This is a genomic window from Klebsiella sp. 1SOBk5mer (assembly GCF_046603115.1).
Lineage (GTDB): Bacteria > Pseudomonadota > Gammaproteobacteria > Enterobacterales > Enterobacteriaceae > Klebsiella > Klebsiella quasipneumoniae.
The window spans coordinates 73142-91939 of the sequence record NZ_JBKIUU010000007.1; the positions used below are offsets into that span (position 1 = coordinate 73142).

Consider the following 18798-nt stretch of genomic DNA (forward strand, 5'->3'; position numbering starts at 1 on the left):
CCGTCAATAGCTCGCTTTCTCCTGCGGCTGAGCGCTGGCGGATTTAAACATTGCCAGCCGGCGGTCCAGCGCCTGGGTGTACAGCATGGTATCGACCCCGACGGCGACGAAATTGGCCCCCCAGGCGAGACATTTTTCCGCCATCGCCGGGTCGACCGCCAGAAATCCAGCCGCTTTTCCCGCCGCGCGAATGCGCCGGATGCTCTGCTCAATCACCCGCTGCACGTCAGGATGGCCAGCATCGTCCGGGTGTCCCAGCGAAGCGGAGAGATCCGCCGGCCCGATAAACACCCCGTCAATGCCCTCCACCTCGAGGATAGCGTCCAGATTTTCCAGCGCGGTTCGGCTCTCCACCTGAATCAGCAGACAGAGTTCGTCATTCGCCTCCGCCATATAATTCTCCACTCTGCCCCAGCGCGCCGCCCGGGCCACGCCGGCGCCAACGCCGCGGCTACCGACGGGAGGATAACGGGTTGCCGAGACGACTTCCCGCGCCTGCTCGGCGGTATCGACCATCGGCACCAGCAACGTTCTGGCGCCAATATCCAGCACCTGTTTTATCAGGCTGCGGCTGCCCTCCACCGGACGGATCACCGGCTGACTGGCGTAAGGGGCGATAGCCTGGAGCTGATGATAAAGGTCCTGAATAGTGTTCGGGGCATGCTCGCCGTCGATCAGCAGCCAGTCATATCCGGAAGTGGCGGCAATCTCCGCCAGATAGGAGGAGGTCGAGCTCAGCCACAGGCCTATTTGCGTCTCACCGCGTAATAATCCACGTTTGAAGGGGTTAGATAACAGTGCGTTCATAGCGATTCCTTTAATCAATGCTGTACGCCGCCGCGCTGAGGAACCGCGCGGGTGAGGCTTAATGAGAAGATGATGATCACCCCGATGATGGCCACGCCGGCCAGGGTTAACAGTCCAGCGGCGCTGCTGGCGAACTGCGTTTCGGCCTGCACGCGAACGATCGGCGCCAGAAAGCCGCCGATGGCGCCAAACAGGTTAACGAAGCCAATCCCGGCGGCCAGCGCCGTGCCGGAGAGCAGCTGCGTCGGCATCGTCCAGAAGACCGGCTGCACGGCAATCACCCCAACCGCCGCCACGCACAGCGCGATGATAGCCAGCACCGGCGCCACCAGCCCGGAAACCGCAATCCCGACCGCTGCCGCCAGCAGCGTCAGCGCGGCAATATTGCGCCGCTCGCCGGTACGATCGGAGTAGCGAGGGATAAGCCAGGTGCCGAACAGCGCCGCCACCCACGGAATAGCCGTCACCACCGAGGCAATGAAGCCGACTTTGGTGCCCAACAGCGCGGCGACCTGAGTGGGCAGGAAGAAAATCAGGCCATAGACCGCCACCTGAATGGTCATGTAGATCAGCGCCAGCTGCCAGACCCGCCCGTTACGCAGCGCATCGGACAGACGCGAAGTGACCTTTTTCTCCTCCTCTCGTGCCAGCTCGCTTATCAGGGCCTGTTTCTCCGCCGCGCTCAGGAAGCGGGCATGCTGCGGCGAATCGTCCAGCCAGAAGAAGGTGAACGCTCCTGCGGCGACGGCGAGCAGGCCTTCAATCACAAACATCCAGAACCAGCCGGGATGGCCCATAAACCCATGCATCTCCAGCAGCGCGCCGGATAAAGGCGAACCGAGGGTCAGCGCCAGCGGCGCCCCCATATAAAAAAGCCCCATAATGCTGGCGCGGTTTTGCTGGGGAAACCACTGAGACGTGAGGTAGATCATTCCGGGGAAGAAGCCCGCCTCCGCCGCGCCCAGCAGGGTACGTACCAGCAGGAATTTCGCTTCCGTATCCGCCCACGCCATCGCCGCCGACAGCACGCCCCACAGCAGCGTGGTGCAGCCGATCCATTTTCTGGCGCCAAATTTACGCATCAGCAGGTTGGCCGGCACCCCAAGAAAGGCATAGACCACAAAGAAAATCCCCGCCCCCAGCGCATAGGCTTCGTTGCTGAGGCCAGTGTCCAGCTGGTAGGTCTCTTTGGCGAAACCGATATTCGAACGGTCAAGAAACGCCAGCACGTACAGCGCCAGCATAAAGGGGATTAAGCGGGCGCGGTTTTTCTTCACCACGCTCTCCAGCAGAGTGTTGCTCATCATAATATCCTCAGGCGTGGGCCGCCGGGCGGCCCGGGGGATCAGTGTTGATAAGGACGTTTCAGGTTGCAGTCGCGATTGAGCTCGACGCCAAAGCCGGGTTTATCCAGTACCGATTTATGAATGCGCCCCCTCTCCGGCACCGGCTCGCCGAGCAGGATCGGGTCGAACTGCGGACGCAGCGTGGCGCAGTCAGGACTGGTCATCAGAAACTCGCTGAACGGCGTGTTGGTGAAAGTGATCACCGCATGATGTGAGTAAACCGACGAGCCGTGCGGCACCACCAGCTGCCCGCGCGCTTTAGCAATAGCCGCTATCTCCACCAGCGTGGTTAAGCCGCCGCACCAGCCGACGTCGGGCTGCATAATATCGATTCCGGTCTCCGACAGGGTGCGGAAGGACTGCAGGGTGCCGTGGTGCTCGCCGCTGGTCACCATCATCCCGGCCGGCGCCTGGCGCTTCAGCTCGCGATAACCTTCATACTGCTGCGGCGGCAGGCACTCCTCGATCCACTTGAGGTTGTAAGGGGCGCAGGCATGGGCAAGTTTGGTGGCATAGTTAACGTCCTGGCTCATCCAGCAGTCCAGCATTAACCAGAAATCCGGGCCGCATTTTTCGCGCATGTCCGCCACCATGGCGACGTCTTTGCGGATCCCGGCGTCGCCATCGTGCGGCCCCCAGTGGGTGGGCATTTTGCCGCCGATAAAGCCCATCTCTTGCGCCAGATCCGGACGAGCGCCGGTGGCATAGAACTGGATTTCGTCACGCACCGCTCCGCCCAGCAGTTTGTAGACCGGCAGGCCAACCACTTTCCCGAACAGATCCCACAGCGCGAGGTCGACACAGGAGATAGTGTTCATCACCAGACCGCCGGATCCTGCGTAGTAAAGGGTGGCGTTGAGCATCTGGTCGTGGATCAGTTTGATATCGCTGACGCATTTGCCTTCGATAAAGCGGTTGAGATGTTTTTCCACGATAAAGCAGCCCATCTCTCCGGCCGTCGACACGGCAAAGCCGGTCTGCCCGTTGTCGGCTTCCACTTCCACAATCAGCGTGCCCAGCACGTTGATGCCAAACGACTGGCGGGACTGCTCATACTGTTTGTATTTGCTCATCGGGGTGGCGATATGATCGTCAATCCAGTGGTTAGCCCCCTGATCGTGGTAATCGCCGCCGCCGGCGCCCTGTTCTGCGGTGGCGCCGCCGGTAAACCAGGCGCGGACGTGTTTAATTTTTGGTAGGGTCATGGTGTTCTCCTTATGATGAGGCGAGTTGTTCAAAGGGGCTTTTCCACCCCAGCAGTCGTGAAATATCTTTCGCGCAGGCAATCGCCTTACCGGCAAGGTAATCGCGATTGTCTTCATTGATTTGCAGACGGGTACCCACCACCGAGATGGCGGCGGTCAGGTCGTTATTGGCGTTAAAAACCGGGGCGGCCACGCAGCGCACGTCCGGATAGTCCTCGCCATTATCAAAGCTCCAGCCCCGGGCGCGGATCCGCCCCAGCTCCTCCCGCAGCTGTTGAGCATTGCTGATGGTCGTTGGCGTAGCCCGCTCCCACTGCAGTTCATCGATAATCGATGCCTGAACCCCGGCGGGCTGCCAGGCCAGCAGACATTTGCCGATCCCGGAGCGGTAAAGCGACAGGCTCTTGCCTTCGTGTGAACGCACGCTAATGGTGGCGGGTGATTCAATTTTCAGAATGTAGTAGGCGTTACCGTGATCGATAATGCCCAGATGGCAGAGCAGGCCGCACTCATCCATCAGCCGGGTCAGGCGCGGCCGCGCCAGCTCGCGCAGGTCCATTTTGCTTAGCGCCTGCCCGGCCAGCTCCACCAGTTTGGTCCACAGGCAGTAGTTATCCTGATTATCCATACTGATGAAGCGCTGCTTTTTCAGCTCGCCCAGCAGCAGATAAACCGTGCTTTTCGGGATCCCCAGCTCCGCTATTATCGTCGCCGCGCTGCAGGGTCCGATGCGGCCAATTAAATTGAGGATCTCAATCGCGCGGGTCAGCGCCGGGACTTTCGTTGATTCCAACATACTGGACTCCAATCCTGAATACTGGAATCAGTGTTGCGGTTGTCCGGGCGGTAAAGTGTGAGCGACATCGCGGGGCAATCGCTTTCCCGTATGCTGGACCGTTCGCAGCGGAAAATTGCGACTTAACGCACAGAATTTTTTCAGGAGAGTACAACAGGCTGGACAACCGGCGCCCGGGAGAAGCCCGCGCGCCGGGAAACGACTTACATTGAGAGGGAATCCACCACGTTAATCCAGCCATGTTCACTGGCCAGCGGTTGGCCATTCAGCCAGCGACGCAGCAGGTTTAATGCCATCATGGCGCAGACTTCCTGGCGTACCGCCAGGCTGTGGCGGGTGACGCTAAACTTCACCCGCAGCGCGAAGGTGCCGTCGGGGGTGGCCAGGGCCACGTTAAGATGATCGTTTTCCTGGCCGCTCACCGCCAGGGCCAGGCCGGCAAAATGGTTAATGCGCCGCTCGGCCGCCCAGCGGGCCGCCTGCGCCAGCGTCTCCTCCTGCGCCGGGACCACTTCGCTGGCCAGCAGCGGCGCGCCGGCGCGGGACAGCTGGAGCGCCAGCAGACCGCCGGTAAACTGCTCGCTGAGCGTCAGGCTCAGCTGCCGCTCCTGCAGGCAGCGTGCAATCTGCGCCGGTAACCCTTCAGTGCCTTCGAAAATCAGGCTGTCGCCAGCCACTTTACGCACTTCCGGCCACAGGGCCAGCATGGCGTCACGCTGCTCAGCCGGTCCGGTCAGCTTCAGCTCAATGATCGGCATCGACGAGCGGTAGCCCATCACTACGCCAGGCGGTAACGTCAGCGGATTGAGGTTTTGCGCCAGCTCGCTTTCCGAGCGGCCAAAAGTGGTCAGCCGCAGGCATACCGGCGGTTCCGGCAGCGTAAAGCGCTGGCGCAGGCGCGGTAAAATCTCCTGCTCGACCATCACTTTGAATTCAGAGGGAACGCCGGGGGTGAAAAACATCAGGCAGCGATTGAGCTGGATGGCAAAGCCGCAGGCCGTGCCCACCGGGTTATTGATCATCTCGGCGCTAGCGGGGATTTCCGCCTGCTTACGGTTGCTTTCCGCCATCGGCCGCCCGCGTTCAGCAAAAAAGCGGGTCATGGTTTCCAGCCACTCCGGATGCAAAATAAGTCCTTCGCCTTTCGCGGTGGCCGCGGCCAGCGCGCTCAGGTCGTCGCTGGTTGGGCCGAGGCCGCCATTGACGATCAGCACATCCGCCTGTTCGCTGCGTTCGCGAAGAATCGCCACCAGCGCATCGAGATCGTCGCCGACGGTATTACGGCGCGTTAATGGTAAACCCTGATTAAAAAAGAAATCCGCCAGCCATGCTGCATTGGTGTCAACGATTTGACCATGCAACACTTCATCGCCAGTGGACAGCATTTCCACATTCAACATTGCTCACTCCTTGCCTGCCAGGTGGCAAATACTATAACGCAAAGCGGGAGGCTGACGAGGAGGAAAATCTGGCGCGGCAAGAAGAGACCGCGCCGGAGGAGATTAGAAGCTGGCGCTGGCGCCGATGTACGGGCCGTCGGCGATGGTGTTATCGCGGTTGCCATCTTTGCCCGCCAGGTTCAGATAGCGATAGCCTGCCTGGATGCTGAGCGGACGCATAATGGTCCAGCTGGCGCCGACGTTGGCTTCCTGATAGCTGTCAATGCCGCTGGAGAGGGAATCTGGAGAGTAGTAGTAGTCGCCATACAGACGGAAGCTGTCGCCGATTTTCCACTGCAGGCCGCCGCCGACCGCGGCCGCATAACCTTCATCACCCTGTTTCGGGTTGGTGTATACCCCTTTACCGCCCACGGTCGCCAGGAACGGCCCCAGCGGAATATTCAGGCCCAGGCCTAAACCCGCGGCGTCGCCATCGTTATCGCTGTGCAGCCAGTTACCCGAAACAGCCAGACCGGTGGACTCGGTGCCGAAGCCGACCCCAAGGTTGGTGTAATGCTCGCCTGCTTCGCCGGTAACGCTGATCGCATGGGCCGCCGAAGAGACCAGCATGACGCCAGCCAGCGCCATAAAAATGCTTTTTTTCATTATTTACTCTATCCAGAAAATTAAAATCAAAGAAGTCCCGAAAAAACCTGAAAATTCTACTGCGCACTCGTCAGGAATCAATGACCTGGCGAAATGATTTTTCACAAGAGTGTAACCAGTTGCGTCTTTTTACAGCAATACCGCCGCGCATTTGCGAAAGAATGTAAATTTCACCGCATTCATATTCAGTGGAATTATATTTAATTAGGTTGTATTGATTAAATAAATCTATATTTACCTGCGCAATCGCCGTCGCGCAGGCTGTTTGAAGGAAGCAGAAAAATTAATGGGCGAGCAGGGCCAGGCGCTCCGGCGCAAGCCCCGTCAGCTTCGCCACCAGCGCCAGATCAAGCCCGTTTTCCAGCATCGCCTGGGCAATACGTTGCGCAGCCAATTGTTCTCCCTGTTCAAGACCTTGCTGCAGGCCCTGCTCAAGGCCCTGCTGATGGCCGCGTTGTTCCAGAAACTGGGCAATGTTCATTAGCGTCTCCTTATGCAGCCGTCTGGGGACATTTTGCGCAAGATTACGTAAAAAGGCGACCGGATCGGCGGCATTTCCTGCCTGCAATAAATAGTGAAGCAGCGTCCTGAGCTGTCTGCGGCTAGTGTATCCCAGCGCCAACAGGCTGGCTAGTTGCTCCTGCAGTTCCATCATATCGCGCTGCCGGATATGCTTTTGCAGTAACTCAAGCATCGCGACCCGTCGGTGCTGCATTATTGTATCGTCAGGAAGCACCGTGATATCGATTAAGTGAAAATCCTGATTGTATACTTGCCGCGCGGTTTGCGGATGAGCAAATCCTTCCAGCCAGCACATGGGATACGGCCAGGGCGAGACTTGCCCATGATAAAAAAGCAGCGGGATCACCAATGGCAGTTGCGTATGTCCTTTATCCAGATGGCGCTGCATCGCTGCTATCGCATAACGCATCAGGCGAAATGCCATATGACGGTCCGCAGAGCTTTGATGTTCGATAAGCAGATAGAAATATCCGTCCCCCGCCTGGGTTTGCAGCGAGTAAAGAATATCGGAATGGCTGGCGCGCAGGTCTTCATCGATAAAACTTCCGGACTCCAACTGCAGCGTTTGCAGATTGCATAATTCTCGCAAATGTTCAGGAAGGTGAATGTCCAGAAAATCCCGCGCCGTCGCCCGATGCGACAGTAGGTGTTTAAACACGGCGTCATGTGGGGAATGGGTGGTCCTTTCCATGGTGGCTCTCCATACGATAATTTTCGCTTAACTTATCACTCTGTAAAGCCAGCGCCGTATTTCCCTTGCGGTTTGCCGAGGCGCCTCGCAAACTGTTTCCTCGATACCCGGCCCGACTTACTGCGAAGGAGAAAAATCATGCGTCAAAGGACGATTGTTTGCCCGCTAATCCAAAATGATGGCCATTACCTGTTGTGCAAGATGGCTGCCGACCGCGGGGTTTTTCCCGGACAGTGGGCGCTGGCCGGCGGCGGCGTGGAGTCGGGGGAAAGTATTGAAGAGGCGCTGCGACGCGAAGTCCGCGAGGAGCTTGGCGAAAAACTGCAGTTGACCTGTATCACGCCATGGAGCTTCCGCGACGATACCCGCGTGAAAACCTATCCCGACGGGCGCCAGGAAACGATCTATATGATCTATCTGATCTTCGACTGCGTTAGCGCCAATCGCGACGTAACGATCAACGAGGAGTTTGACGATTACGCCTGGGTGAAAGCGGATGAGCTTAAAAACTACGATCTCAATGCCGCCACCCGCCTCACCCTGAGCATGAAGGGGCTACTCTGACGCCACGGTCAGCAGGCGCAGCGTCGCCTTCAGTCCGCCCAGGCTTTCGCTGCGCGAAAGCTGCAGGTGGCTACGATGCAAACGTGCGATATCGTTAACCAGCGCCAGGCCCAGCCCGGCGCCGGGAATCGCGCCCGCGTTATCGAGGCGGCGAAACGGCATCAGCGCCTGGTGTACCTGGTGGTCGTCAATTCCCGGACCGCTGTCTTCCACGCTGAGCAACACGGCGTCGCCGTCGCGATGCAGGCTAAGCGTGACCGTTCCATATTCCGGGGTATAGCGAATGGCATTGTCGAGCAGGTTAGCGCACAGCTCCCCCAGCAGAACGCTATCGCCTGCCACATATACCGCCGACTGCTCGCCCTCGTAGCCAAGATCGATATGTTTGCTCCGCGCTTGCGCGATACGTGAAAAGCAGCTGTTGCGCACAATCTCCGGCAAGTTAATCACCGCAAACGCCTGCTCCCGCTGTTTTACCGTCGCCAGCTGCAGCAACCGCTCCGTTAACAAGACCGTATCGTCCAGCGTGGCGCGCATCGCCTGCAGACTTTCGCGCCACAGTTGCGGATCGTCGCTGGCCAGGGCTACCGAAGCCTGCGTTTTCAGCACCGCCAGCGGTGTTTTCAGCTGATGGGACGCATCGGCGCTGAAGCGCTCCTGGCGGGAGATCATCACCCGCAGGCGGTCGATGTAGCGGTTGAACGCGACAATCAGCAGCCGCGTTTCCGACCAGGGCAGCAGCTCCGGCAGCGGCGTCAGCAGACCGGGTTCACGGCGCACCATCAGCGCGGAGAGCTGACGCATGGGCCGCAGCACGCGGCGCAGCAGCCAGGCTGCCAGCACCAGCGTCAACAGGACCAGTAACCCCTGCGACACCCAGGATGAGAAGAGTAATTGTCCGGCCAGCCAGCGGCGGGACTGCAGCGTTTCGGCAATATATATCTCCGCCATGCCAACGATGCCGCCTTCGTTGATGGGCTGCAGCAGGCGCGCCACGCGGATTGCCTGACCGCGATATTCGGTATGATAAAACCACGCCAGCGCCGGATAGAGCTGAGTTCGCGAGGTGGAGGGCGGCATCGCGGGCAGATCGTCATAGCCGGAAATGACCTTCCCCTGCGGGTCGAGCACCTTGTAATAGAGACGATCGTTCATATTGAGCTCGAAGCTGTCCAGCACCACCCAGGGCACATTCACCTCCAGTTGCCCTCCGCGAACCACCAGCTGCTCGGCCACCGTCCGCGCCGACGACAGCAGGGTACGATCGTAGGCTTGCGTCGCCGCCTGCAGCGCGCTGACGTAGCTGTTAAACGCGGAGAGTCCCCACAGCAGGACCAGCGGCAGGCCGAGAAACAGCAACAGTTGGGCATAGAGCGATTGCGGCTTACTCCATCTCATGGCGCTCGCACTCAAGCAGATAGCCTAAACCGCGCAGGGTGGTTATACGCACATTGCTCGCCTGAAGTTTCTTGCGCAGACGATGAATGTAGAGTTCGATGCTTTCCGGACTGACGTCATCGCTGAGACTGAACACCTGTTCGAACAGCTGCTGACGGGAAACCGGGCGGGTGCGGCGAAACATCAGCACTTTCAATAGCGCCAGCTCGCGCGGCGTCAGAGACAACATCTGGCCGCGGAGTAAAAAATAGCCTTCGTCACAATACGCCAGCTCGCCAAGCTGCTGCACCTCATGCACCTGCCCTTCGCTGCGCCGGAGCAGCGCCCGCAGGCGGGCGTCGAGCTCTTCCAGCTCAAAGGGCTTGGGTAAATAGTCATCCGCGCCGGCATTTAAGCCCTTCACCCGGTCCGCTACCGCGCTGCGGGCGGTCAGCAACAGCACCGGCAGGGTCTGCCCGCGCTTGCGCAGCCGCTGCACCACTTCAAGACCATCGAACCCCGGCATACCGATATCCAGCACCGCCAGCGCATATTGCTCGCTTTGCAGCAGATGGTCGGCCGCACGCCCGTCAGCGACGCAATCTACGGCAAAACCGCCCTGCACCAGCGCTTTTTCCAGCCAGTGAGCCAGCTCACGATTATCCTCGGCTAATAAGAGACGCATATCACATCCTGTAACGTTGCTGCTGCATTGAAAGGGAAATGAAAGGTAACTGTTTTAACAATCATGCAACCGAATCGCCATATGTCGGTTCACATAATCAAAAAAACCTGCCCTGTACCTGCTGAGGAAGCCTATGAAAACGCCATTTTTCCGCCATCTGAGCGCCATCGCGCTGTGCCTTTGCACCACATCCGCCTTCGCCGCAGAGGCCCCGTCCCGCACTGAATGTATCGCGCCCGCTAAACCCGGCGGCGGCTTTGACCTGACCTGTAAGCTGATTCAGGTGAGCCTGATGGAAACCGGCGCTATCGAGAAACCGATGCGCGTCACCTATATGCCCGGCGGCGTGGGCGCGGTAGCCTACAACGCCATTGTCGCCCAGCGCCCGGCAGAGCCGGGGACCGTCGTCGCCTTCTCCGGCGGCTCGCTGCTGAACCTGTCGCAGGGTAAATTCGGCCGTTACAGCGTCGATGACGTGCGCTGGCTGGCGAGCGTCGGCACCGACTACGGCATGATCGCCGTGCGCGCCGATTCGCCATGGAAAGATCTGAAGTCGTTTATGACCGCGATGGAGAAAAATCCCTCCAGCATCGTGATTGGCGCCGGGGCCTCCATCGGCAGCCAGGACTGGATGAAAGCGGCGCTGCTGGCGCAAAAAGCCAACGTCGACCCGCATAAAATGCGCTACGTCGCCTTTGAGGGCGGCGGCGAGCCGGTGACCGCGCTGCTCGGTAACCATGTGCAGGCGGTCTCCGGCGATCTCAGCGAGATGGTGCCCTATCTGCAGGGCAATAAAATCCGCGTGCTGGCGGTCTTCTCCAGTGAACGACTGCCGGGCGCGCTCGCCGATGTCCCCACCGCTAAAGAGCAGGGCTACGACCTGGTCTGGCCGATTATTCGCGGCTTCTTTATGGGCCCGAAAGTCAGCGACGCCGAGTACCAGTGGTGGGTCGATGAATTCACTAAACTGCAGCAAACCGAAGCGTTCAAAAAGCAACGTGAACTGCGCGGCCTGTTTGAATTCAACATGAACGGCAAGGAGCTCGATACCTACGTTAAGCAGCAGGTCAACGACTATCGCGAACAGGCGAAAGCCTTTGGCCTGGCAAAATAATCCGCGGAGGCGCTAATGAGCGATCGTATTTTTGCCGGAGTGTGGCTGTTGTTATGTATTGGCGGTCTGTTTATCGCCTGGCAGATCCACAGCGAATACGCCTATGAACCCGTCGGCCCGCGTCCCTTCCCGCTCGGGATCATCGGCCTGATGCTGCTGTGCTCGGCGTTAATGTTGCTACGTCGCCCGGACGCCGTCGAGTGGCCGGGACGGCATGTGCTGCAGCGTCTGCTGACCATGGTCGTGGTGCTGGTGGTCTACGCCTGGGGGTTTGAATGGCTCGGTTTTCCGCTGGCCACCGCGCTGCTGACGGCGATCATTGGTCTGCTGTTCGGCGCGACGCTGCCGGCGGCGGGCATTGCCGGCGTCGCGATGGGCGTGTCGTTATGGTACGCCTTCGACACCCTGCTCGATGTCACCCTGCCCCTTGGCATCTGGTTTAATTAACGGAGGCGTTTATGGATACCTGGATCTATCTCTCGCAGGGCTTCGCCGTCGCCATGACGCCGGAGAACCTGCTGATCGCCCTGATCGGCTGCTTTGTCGGGACTATCGTCGGCCTCCTGCCGGGGCTGGGGCCTATCAACGGCGTGGCGATTCTGCTGCCGCTGGCTTTCGCCCTGCATTTACCCGCGGAATCGGCGCTGATCCTGCTGGCGACGGTCTATATCGGTTGCGAATACGGCGGGCGTATTTCATCAATTCTGTTGAACGTGCCCGGCGATGCCGCCGCCATTATGACCGCCCTCGACGGCTATCCGATGGCCCAGCAGGGTCGCGGCGGCGTTGCGCTGTCGATTTCCGCCGTCAGTTCCTTCTTTGGCTCAATGATCGCCATCGGCGGTATTATTTTGTTCGCGCCGCTGCTCGCCCAGTGGTCGCTGGCGTTCGGTCCGGCGGAGTACTTCGCGCTGATGGTCTTCGCCATCGCCTGTCTTGGCAGCATGATGGCGCAGAACCCGCTGAAGTCGTTCCTCGCGGCGTTAATCGGCCTGGGTCTGGCGACGGTAGGGGTGGACGCCAATACCGGGGTTTACCGCTTCACCTTCGACAGCGTCCATCTCTCGGACGGCGTACAGTTTATTGTGGTGGTGATCGGCCTGTTCTCGGTTTCAGAGATCCTGTTGATGCTGGAGAGCACCAGCGGCGGACAAACGCTGGTGCGGAAAACCGGACGGATGCTGTTTAACACCAAAGAGGCCGCGCAGTGCGTCGGCGCGACCCTGCGCTCTTCGGTGGTGGGTTTCTTCGTCGGCATTCTGCCCGGCGCCGGGGCGACCATCGCCAGCGCCATTACCTACATGACGGAGAAAAAACTCAGCGGTAACAGCGATAACTTCGGCAAGGGCGATATTCGCGGCGTGGCGGCGCCGGAAGCGGCCAATAACGCCTCCGCCTGCGGTTCCTTTATTCCCATGCTGACGCTCGGCGTGCCGGGGTCCGGCACCACCGCGGTGATGATGGGCGCGCTGACGCTGTATAACATCACCCCCGGCCCGGCAATGTTCACCGAGCAGCCGGATATCGTCTGGGGGCTGATTGCCGCCCTGCTGATCGCCAACGTGATGCTGCTTATTATGAACATTCCGCTGATCGGCCTGTTCACCCGTATGCTGACCATTCCGCTGTGGTTTCTGGTCCCGGCCATCGCCGCGGTCTCCGCCGTCGGCGTCTACGCGGTACACAGCACCACTTTTGACCTGCTGCTGATGGTGGGGCTCGGGGTGCTCGGCTACATCATGCGCAAAATGCACTTCCCGATGTCGCCGCTGATCCTTGGCTTCGTGCTGGGGGAGATGCTGGAGCAGAACCTGCGTCGCGCGCTGTCGATCAGCAACGGCAATCTGGCGATCCTGTGGCAAAGCGGGGTGACCAAAACGCTGCTGGTGCTGGCTATCGCCGTGCTGGTGGTGCCGCCGCTGCTGCGTCTGCGGCGTAAACAGCGCCAGCGTCGCGCCGAAGCCAATATCGGCTAAGCCGGCGAATTGACCCATTCGCGCAGCGCGCGGCGCGAGATCTTAATCCCACCGTTCTTTAACGTTTCCGGCAGCCGCAGCCAACGCACCGGCTGCTGGAAACGCGCCAGCCGTTCCGCGCTCCATGCCGCCAGCACGCTCATTTCGCAGCCGTCATCGCATTCCACCACCGCTACCGGACGCTGGCCATATTCCGCATCGTCCAGCGGCACGACAAACGCCTGCTGTATCTGCGGATGCGCCCCGATGATCCGTTCCACCTCCTCCGGCTGGATCCCTTCCCCACCGCTGAAAAAGAGATTATCCAGACGCCCGAGGAGAGTGAGCCGTCCATCGATGATCTCGCCGCGATCGCGGGTGGCAAACCACCCTTCGTCGTTGGTCAATGGCAACAATTGACCGTCGCGCCAGTAGCCCGCGGCCATGCTCGCCGCCCGCAGCCAGACCTCGCCGGCAACGATTTTCATCTCTCGTCCCGGCAACGGCGCGCCCACATCCGCCGCGCCGTCGGCCTCTTTAGCGCAGACGGTGGAAGCGAATTCGGTCAGGCCGTAGCCGCAGTAGGTGCGTACCCCCTGCCCCCGCGCCCGCTCGGTCAATTCGACCGGGATCGCCGCGCCGCCGAGCAGCACCGCCTTGAGGGAAAGCGCAGCATCGTCATTCAGCAGGCGCCACAGCTGAGTCGGCACCAGCGAAGCATGGGTACAGCCCTGCAGCATCTGCGCCAGCGGTTGTTTATCGCGCACCGTCAGCCGCGCGCCGGCCAGCAGCCAGCGCCACATAATCCCCTGGCCGGAGACATGAAACAGCGGCAGCGACAGCAGCCAGTCATCTTCTGCGGCAAACGGCATCAGCGCCAGCACGCCGGCGGCGCTGGCCAGATGGGCGCTGGCATGATGCACTGCCGCCTTCGGCAAACCGGTCGACCCCGAGGTCAGCGTCATTGAGGCGAAACGATCCCCACGCCACGGCATAGCATGGGTTCCCGCTGTCGCCTGCAGGGTTAACGCCGGTAAATCCCCCGGCAGCGCATCGCCGTTAAGCACCAGCTGATGCTGGACGGTCAACGCTGGCAGCAGTTCCTGCAGCAACGCCGTCGGCAGCTGCGGATTCAGCGGCAGCACCCGCGCGCCGCACTGCAGCAGCGCCAGCCAGGCCAGCAGCGTCGACGGCTGGTTAAAAGCCTGCAGCGCCACCCCGTGACCTTCGGTTACGCCCTGCGCGGCAAACCCGGCCGCCAGCGCGTCAACGCGGGCGCACAGGTCGCGCCAGGTCAGCGGCTGGTCATTCAGGCGCAGCGCCTGCGCCTCTCCGCGCCGCTGGCGCCAGTGGCGCCAGGGCCAGTCGCGAAAGGTCACAGCAGCGGCTCCAGCGTATCGATGCTGAGCATCGGCAGGGGGCTTTCCGGCCACGCCCGCACCAGCTGGGCGCCCATCAGCGACAGGGTGTCCAGTCCGGGGATGGTCTGCGGCGTCAGCCAGGCGGCAACCCGCGCCAGCTGGGTTAACCCGAGGCTGGACTCGATCGACGAGCTGATCACCGCGCTCAGCCCCAGCGCATGGGCCGCGGCGACCTGCTGCTGAACCCGGTGTAAACTGCCGGTTAGCGTCGGCTTGATCACCACCGCGCGCACGCCCGGCTCGGCGACGAAGCGAAAATCCGCCTCGCGCAGGCTTTCATCCCAGGCGATAGCGATCCCGGTTTCGCGACTAAAGGCCCGCGAGTCCTCCCGCGTTTTACAAGGTTCTTCAAGAAAGGCAATGCGCTGGCGATACGCCGGATCGACATATTTCGCAAACTGCTGCGCTTTCAGCGGCGTCCAGGCCCGGTTGGCGTCCAGACGCAGCTGCAGGTCGGGGATGGCTTCCAGCAGCAGATTAACCACCATGCCGTCGCGGACCGCCTCCCAGAGCCCCACTTTCACCTTAGCGACTTTCTCGCCGGGCATCGCCGCCAGTCTGGCGAACAGCTCATCCGGATCGCCGGAGCAGAGCGGCGCCGCGCGATAATCCGCGGCCTGCGGCAGCTCGCCGCTGAGCTCCGCCTGCGCGCAGCTGATGCCAAACGCGACAGAGGGCAGCGCAGGAAGCGCCGGCTCCGCGCCGTCGCGCCAGGCCTGAGCCCAGGGCAGCAGCGCCGCCTGCGCCTCCGCCAGGGTCTCTGCGCTGAATCCCGGCAGGGGAGAAATTTCCCCCCAGCCCTCCCGCTCACCCTCCCGCAGGTGGATGAACAGCCCGTCGCGGGTTTTTAACCGCCGTTCTCGCAGCACCACGCCCGCGTCCATCGGTATCTGCCAGCGGTAAACCTGCGAAACGCGCATTAGGGATTCCGTTTAAATTTGCTGAAGTCCGGCTGACGTTTCTGGTTGAAGGCATTGCGGCCTTCCTGTCCCTCTTCCGTCATGTAGAACAGCATAGTGGCGTTGCCCGCCAGCTCCTGCAGACCGGCCTGGCCGTCGCAGTCGGCGTTCAGCGCCGCTTTCAGACAGCGCAGCGCCATTGGGCTGTTCTGCAGCATTTCACGACACCAGCGCACCGTCTCTTTTTCCAGATCCGCCAGCGGCACCACGGTGTTCACCAGCCCCATATCCAGCGCCTGCTGCGCGTCATACTGACGGCAGAGGAACCAGATTTCGCGCGCTTTTTTCTGCCCGACGATGCGCGCCATATAGGAGGCGCCCCAGCCGCCGTCGAAGGAGCCGACTTTCGGCCCGGTCTGACCGAAGATGGCGTTTTCCGCCGCGATGGTCAGATCGCACATCATGTGCAGCACGTGGCCGCCGCCGATAGAGTAGCCGGCCACCATCGCTACCACCGGTTTCGGGCAGGTGCGGATCTGGCGCTGAAAGTCGAGTACGTTGAGATGATGCACGCCGGAGTCGTCCTGATAGCCGCCGTAATCGCCGCGGACTTTCTGATCGCCGCCGGCGCAAAAGGCTTTCTCACCTTCCCCGGTCAGGACAATCACCCCGATATTGTCGTCATAACGAGCATCCGCCAGCGCCTGGATCATCTCTTTGACGGTCAGCGGGCGGAAGGCGTTGCGCACCTGCGGGCGATTGATTGTGATTTTGGCAATGCCGTCGGCCGATTTGTGATAGCGAATATCGGTATAGCCTTCGGAACAATCGTGCCATTCAACAGGGGCATAGAGCATTGCTTCATCAAGAGAGATCATAGAATGTCCTTCAGTTAACTTGCCAGAATCTGCGCCAGACAGGCAATCACCGCCGCCGGGTTGTCCCGGTGCGCGTTGTGTCCGGCATGGTGAATAAGATGGAGATCCGCCGCGAGCGCCTGCGCGATGGCGCGAAACTTCGCGTCGCGCTCGCCGCACAGGTAATGAAAGGGGAAATCGCGCGCCTGCAGGGACGCGCGCAGATCGGCCTGCCCGGCAAGGGAGGTCGCCTGCAGCATCTCGGCCAGCGTCGCGCCGTTGTTCCGGCTGCGTAAGGCGACCAGCGCCGCGCGCTGCCCGGCATCCAGTGAAGCGAAGACCGGCTGCTGATACCAGTCGGCAAAGACCTGCGCCAACGGCTCATGGCGAAAACGTTCCGCCCAGGCGCTGTCGTTGCTGCGCCGCGCCTGCCGCGCTTCGGCATCCTGCAGCCCCGGATGGCCGCCCTCAACGATCAGGCCGCGCAGGCCCGCGCGCGGCTGGCAGGCGAAGTTCATCGCCACCCGGCCCCCCAGCGAGTAACCGATCAGCCAGTAGTTAAGTATGTTGTAACTATTAAGCGTAGCCTGCAGCAGAATATTGACCCCGGCAAAGTCCTGCACCGCGATATCCGCCGAGCCGCCGTGGCCCGGCAGATCGAGATACAGCCGCGGCCAGGCGCGAAACGCGTCGCCTACTTCCCGCCACTCATGGCGGTCGCCGGAAAAACCGTGCAGAAAGACCAGCCAGGGATAACCCGGCTGGCCATGTTCGACAGCAGCGCTGAGGGTCACAGGCGACTTACCTGCGCCAGCAGCTGCTGGAGGGTCTGCGTGCCGTCGGTCTCATTGACCGCCAGCTCAATCACCGTCGCCCCTGCCCTGCGCCAGGCGCCGGCCAGCGCCTCATCCAGCGCCTGCCAGTCAGCCGGGCGATGATAGACCAGGCCGAACATCGCCGCCGCGTGGCTGAAATCAACGTCCTGCGGCATTAAGTAGAACTGGCGCCGCTCGTCCTGCGGCGTCGGCAGCATGGAGAAAATCTGCCCGCCGTTGTTGTTCACCACGATCAGCACCAGCGGCGCCGACGCCTGGCGCAGCAGGGCCAGCGAGTTGAGATCGTACAGCGCCGAAAGATCGCCGACGATAGCCAGGGTTGGCCGGGCGCTGGCGCGCTGGACGCCGGCGGCGGTGGCGATCAAGCCATCAATGCCGCTGGCGCCGCGGTTGCTGTAAACCGGGTAGCCAGCCGGCAGCTGCGCCAGGGCGTCGATCAGGCGCACCACCAGGCTGTTGCCGACAAACAGTTGCCCCTGTTCCGGCAGATAGCGCCGAATTCGCTGCGCCAGCTGCGCTTCGCCAAAGGGTTCGTTGCTGGCGACCGCCGCCTCCCACGCCTGTCGGGCCAGCTCAGGAATAGCCGTCGCCCACGGCTGGCGTTTCTCCGCCGGGTGAAGCTCAAGCCAGCGGTCAATGCTGGCGAGCAGACGACGGCCGCGGTGCTGCGCCGGATCGAGACGGCCGGGCAGATTATCCACCAGCCAGTATTCATCAGGCTCGCAGGTGGCCTGCCACTGCAGGACCCGCTTGCCGGTCAGGCTGCTGCCGAGCTGAACCACGATCTGCGCCTGCGCCAGCTCGCTCACCGCTTTGCCGTTGCCCAGCCACAGGTCAGCGCACGGCAGCGGCTGCCCGGTCTGTGACAGGATATCGCCGATCAGCGGCCAGCCGAGGGTTTGCGCCCACTCGGCCACTTTTTTCCCTTCGGCGGCGCTCATTCTGCCCGCCACGACCACGCCGCGCTTTTGCCGCCAGAAGAACCAGTCGCGCTGTTTCTCACTTTCCATCTGCAGCGCCTGACGTAACCAGGGTTTATCGCTCTGCCACCAGTTGCCGAGCTGCTGCTGCCACTCCACGCCGGTATCATCCATATCGCCATACAGCGGTTCGGCGAATGGGCAGTTGATATGCACCCCGCCGGCGTGCAGCTCGCCCAAGGCCTGGTCGAGGGTCGAGACCAGCCAGCGGGCGGAAATATCCTGCGAGGGACGCGGCAGAGAAATCGTCTGCGACGGATGGGAGGCGAACATCCCCGGCTGACGAATCGCCTGATTGGCGCCGCAGTCGATCATCTCCGGCGGACGGTCGGCGGTCAGGAGAATCAGCTTTTCCCCGGTAAGCCCCGCCTCAATCAGCGCCGGATATAGGTTCGCGGTGGCGGTCCCGGAGGTCACAATAACCGCCACCGGCTGACGACTGGCTTTCGCCAGACCGAGCGCCAGGTGGCCGAGGCCGCGTTCGTCAAAATGGGTATGATGGATAAAGGCGCGGTTTTCCGCCGCCGCCAGGGTTAAGGGTGTCGAGCGCGAGCCCGGCGCAATGCAGATATGCTGCACGCCGTGGCGCGTTAAAGCTTCCAGGATCACCGCCGCCCAGCGTCGGTTAAATGCGCTTACTGACATGAAATTGTCCGGTATCAAATATTGATGCTAAGTATAGATAAGGCAAAGTGACG

18 protein-coding genes are annotated in these 18798 nt (G+C 61.2%); 4 read left to right on the forward strand and 14 right to left on the reverse strand.

What is annotated here, in order from left to right:
- Positions 1 to 3: 3 nt before the first annotated feature.
- The 7 genes from yfaU to ACLH1U_RS16445 form a co-directional block, all read right to left on the reverse strand.
- Positions 4 to 807 (reverse strand): 2-keto-3-deoxy-L-rhamnonate aldolase, encoded by an 804-nt coding sequence (yfaU, locus tag ACLH1U_RS16415; protein WP_023290492.1) that lies wholly within the window; start codon positions 805 to 807, stop codon positions 4 to 6.
- A gap of 14 nt (positions 808 to 821) precedes the next feature.
- A complete protein-coding gene (locus tag ACLH1U_RS16420) occupies positions 822 to 2111 on the reverse strand; it encodes an MFS transporter (RefSeq protein ID WP_085551284.1) in 1290 nt (429 codons plus the stop codon).
- A 41-nt stretch (positions 2112 to 2152) separates the two neighbouring features.
- Positions 2153 to 3358 carry an L-rhamnonate dehydratase gene (gene rhmD / locus ACLH1U_RS16425; RefSeq protein ID WP_017899291.1) on the reverse strand — a complete coding sequence of 402 codons (1206 nt, stop codon included), beginning with the start codon at positions 3356 to 3358 and terminating at the stop codon, positions 2153 to 2155.
- A gap of 10 nt (positions 3359 to 3368) precedes the next feature.
- Positions 3369 to 4154 carry an IclR family transcriptional regulator gene (locus tag ACLH1U_RS16430; protein ID WP_023290494.1) on the reverse strand — a complete coding sequence of 262 codons (786 nt, stop codon included), beginning with the start codon at positions 4152 to 4154 and terminating at the stop codon, positions 3369 to 3371.
- A gap of 203 nt (positions 4155 to 4357) precedes the next feature.
- Positions 4358 to 5554 carry a nicotinamide mononucleotide deamidase-related protein YfaY gene (locus ACLH1U_RS16435; RefSeq protein WP_044524253.1) on the reverse strand — a complete coding sequence of 399 codons (1197 nt, stop codon included), beginning with the start codon at positions 5552 to 5554 and terminating at the stop codon, positions 4358 to 4360.
- A gap of 102 nt (positions 5555 to 5656) precedes the next feature.
- Positions 5657 to 6199 carry a YfaZ family outer membrane protein gene (locus tag ACLH1U_RS16440; protein WP_004201712.1) on the reverse strand — a complete coding sequence of 181 codons (543 nt, stop codon included), beginning with the start codon at positions 6197 to 6199 and terminating at the stop codon, positions 5657 to 5659.
- A 283-nt stretch (positions 6200 to 6482) separates the two neighbouring features.
- Entirely contained in the window at positions 6483 to 7412 is a 930-nt protein-coding gene (locus tag ACLH1U_RS16445; RefSeq protein WP_411299345.1) for an Rpn family recombination-promoting nuclease/putative transposase, read from the reverse strand.
- A gap of 138 nt (positions 7413 to 7550) precedes the next feature.
- On the opposite strand from ACLH1U_RS16445, the gene nudI reads away from it, so the two are divergent.
- A complete protein-coding gene (nudI, locus tag ACLH1U_RS16450) occupies positions 7551 to 7976 on the forward strand; it encodes a nucleoside triphosphatase NudI (protein ID WP_102002551.1) in 426 nt (141 codons plus the stop codon).
- Here nudI and ACLH1U_RS16455 read toward each other — a convergent pair.
- Positions 7968 to 9374 (reverse strand): sensor histidine kinase, encoded by a 1407-nt coding sequence (locus ACLH1U_RS16455; RefSeq protein ID WP_072413752.1) that lies wholly within the window; start codon positions 9372 to 9374, stop codon positions 7968 to 7970. The genes nudI and ACLH1U_RS16455 overlap by 9 nt on opposite strands.
- Positions 9361 to 10038: a transcriptional regulator TctD gene (tctD, locus tag ACLH1U_RS16460; protein ID WP_032453566.1), complete on the reverse strand. Its 678-nt coding sequence runs from the start codon at positions 10036 to 10038 to the stop codon at positions 9361 to 9363. The genes ACLH1U_RS16455 and tctD overlap by 14 nt, the downstream gene beginning before the upstream one ends.
- 133 nt (positions 10039 to 10171) lie before the next feature.
- On the opposite strand from tctD, the gene ACLH1U_RS16465 reads away from it, so the two are divergent.
- The 3 genes from ACLH1U_RS16465 to ACLH1U_RS16475 are packed head-to-tail and all read left to right on the forward strand — an operon-like array spanning position 10172 to position 13128.
- Complete coding sequence (locus ACLH1U_RS16465; protein ID WP_023290500.1) at positions 10172 to 11152, forward strand: Bug family tripartite tricarboxylate transporter substrate binding protein; 981 nt, start codon at positions 10172 to 10174, stop codon at positions 11150 to 11152.
- A 15-nt stretch (positions 11153 to 11167) separates the two neighbouring features.
- Positions 11168 to 11599: a tripartite tricarboxylate transporter TctB family protein gene (locus tag ACLH1U_RS16470; RefSeq protein ID WP_023290501.1), complete on the forward strand. Its 432-nt coding sequence runs from the start codon at positions 11168 to 11170 to the stop codon at positions 11597 to 11599.
- Between the two features lie 11 nt (positions 11600 to 11610).
- Positions 11611 to 13128, forward strand: coding sequence for a tripartite tricarboxylate transporter permease (locus ACLH1U_RS16475; RefSeq protein WP_023290502.1), 1518 nt, complete (start codon positions 11611 to 11613; stop codon positions 13126 to 13128).
- Here ACLH1U_RS16475 and menE read toward each other — a convergent pair.
- From menE to menD, 5 genes are read right to left on the reverse strand one after another with little or no spacing between them, the layout of a single operon-like run.
- Entirely contained in the window at positions 13125 to 14486 is a 1362-nt protein-coding gene (gene menE, locus ACLH1U_RS16480) for an o-succinylbenzoate--CoA ligase (protein ID WP_411299346.1), read from the reverse strand. The two genes, ACLH1U_RS16475 and menE, sit on opposite strands and share 4 nt — an antisense overlap.
- Positions 14483 to 15448, reverse strand: a complete 966-nt coding sequence (gene menC, locus ACLH1U_RS16485; RefSeq protein WP_117132566.1) for an o-succinylbenzoate synthase — start codon at positions 15446 to 15448, stop codon at positions 14483 to 14485. Before menC ends, menE begins: the two co-directional genes overlap by 4 nt.
- On the reverse strand, positions 15448 to 16305 hold the full coding sequence (menB, locus tag ACLH1U_RS16490) for a 1,4-dihydroxy-2-naphthoyl-CoA synthase (protein ID WP_004201730.1): 858 nt from the start codon (positions 16303 to 16305) through the stop codon (positions 15448 to 15450). The genes menC and menB overlap by 1 nt, the downstream gene beginning before the upstream one ends.
- A 14-nt stretch (positions 16306 to 16319) precedes the next feature.
- A complete protein-coding gene (menH, locus tag ACLH1U_RS16495; RefSeq protein ID WP_032453571.1) occupies positions 16320 to 17078 on the reverse strand; it encodes a 2-succinyl-6-hydroxy-2,4-cyclohexadiene-1-carboxylate synthase in 759 nt (252 codons plus the stop codon).
- A complete protein-coding gene (menD, locus tag ACLH1U_RS16500) occupies positions 17075 to 18745 on the reverse strand; it encodes a 2-succinyl-5-enolpyruvyl-6-hydroxy-3-cyclohexene-1-carboxylic-acid synthase (protein ID WP_411299347.1) in 1671 nt (556 codons plus the stop codon). The genes menH and menD overlap by 4 nt, the downstream gene beginning before the upstream one ends.
- Between the last annotated feature and the right edge of the window lie 53 nt (positions 18746 to 18798).

Bases quoted from the DNA above. Each gene is read 5' to 3' on its own strand.
- yfaU (WP_023290492.1), bottom strand. From the start codon at position 807: ATGAACGCACTGTTATCTAACCCCTTCAAACGTGGATTATTACGCGGT.
- ACLH1U_RS16420 (WP_085551284.1), bottom strand. From the start codon at position 2,111: ATGAGCAACACTCTGCTGGAGAGCGTGGTGAAGAAAAACCGCGCCCGC.
- rhmD (WP_017899291.1), bottom strand. From the start codon at position 3,358: ATGACCCTACCAAAAATTAAACACGTCCGCGCCTGGTTTACCGGCGGC.
- ACLH1U_RS16430 (WP_023290494.1), bottom strand. From the start codon at position 4,154: ATGTTGGAATCAACGAAAGTCCCGGCGCTGACCCGCGCGATTGAGATC.
- ACLH1U_RS16435 (WP_044524253.1), bottom strand. From the start codon at position 5,554: ATGTTGAATGTGGAAATGCTGTCCACTGGCGATGAAGTGTTGCATGGT.
- ACLH1U_RS16440 (WP_004201712.1), bottom strand. From the start codon at position 6,199: ATGAAAAAAAGCATTTTTATGGCGCTGGCTGGCGTCATGCTGGTCTCT.
- ACLH1U_RS16445 (WP_411299345.1), bottom strand. From the start codon at position 7,412: ATGGAAAGGACCACCCATTCCCCACATGACGCCGTGTTTAAACACCTA.
- nudI (WP_102002551.1), top strand. From the start codon at position 7,551: ATGCGTCAAAGGACGATTGTTTGCCCGCTAATCCAAAATGATGGCCAT.
- ACLH1U_RS16455 (WP_072413752.1), bottom strand. From the start codon at position 9,374: ATGAGATGGAGTAAGCCGCAATCGCTCTATGCCCAACTGTTGCTGTTT.
- tctD (WP_032453566.1), bottom strand. From the start codon at position 10,038: ATGCGTCTCTTATTAGCCGAGGATAATCGTGAGCTGGCTCACTGGCTG.
- ACLH1U_RS16465 (WP_023290500.1), top strand. From the start codon at position 10,172: ATGAAAACGCCATTTTTCCGCCATCTGAGCGCCATCGCGCTGTGCCTT.
- ACLH1U_RS16470 (WP_023290501.1), top strand. From the start codon at position 11,168: ATGAGCGATCGTATTTTTGCCGGAGTGTGGCTGTTGTTATGTATTGGC.
- ACLH1U_RS16475 (WP_023290502.1), top strand. From the start codon at position 11,611: ATGGATACCTGGATCTATCTCTCGCAGGGCTTCGCCGTCGCCATGACG.
- menC (WP_117132566.1), bottom strand. From the start codon at position 15,448: ATGCGCGTTTCGCAGGTTTACCGCTGGCAGATACCGATGGACGCGGGC.
- menB (WP_004201730.1), bottom strand. From the start codon at position 16,305: ATGATCTCTCTTGATGAAGCAATGCTCTATGCCCCTGTTGAATGGCAC.
- menD (WP_411299347.1), bottom strand. From the start codon at position 18,745: ATGTCAGTAAGCGCATTTAACCGACGCTGGGCGGCGGTGATCCTGGAA.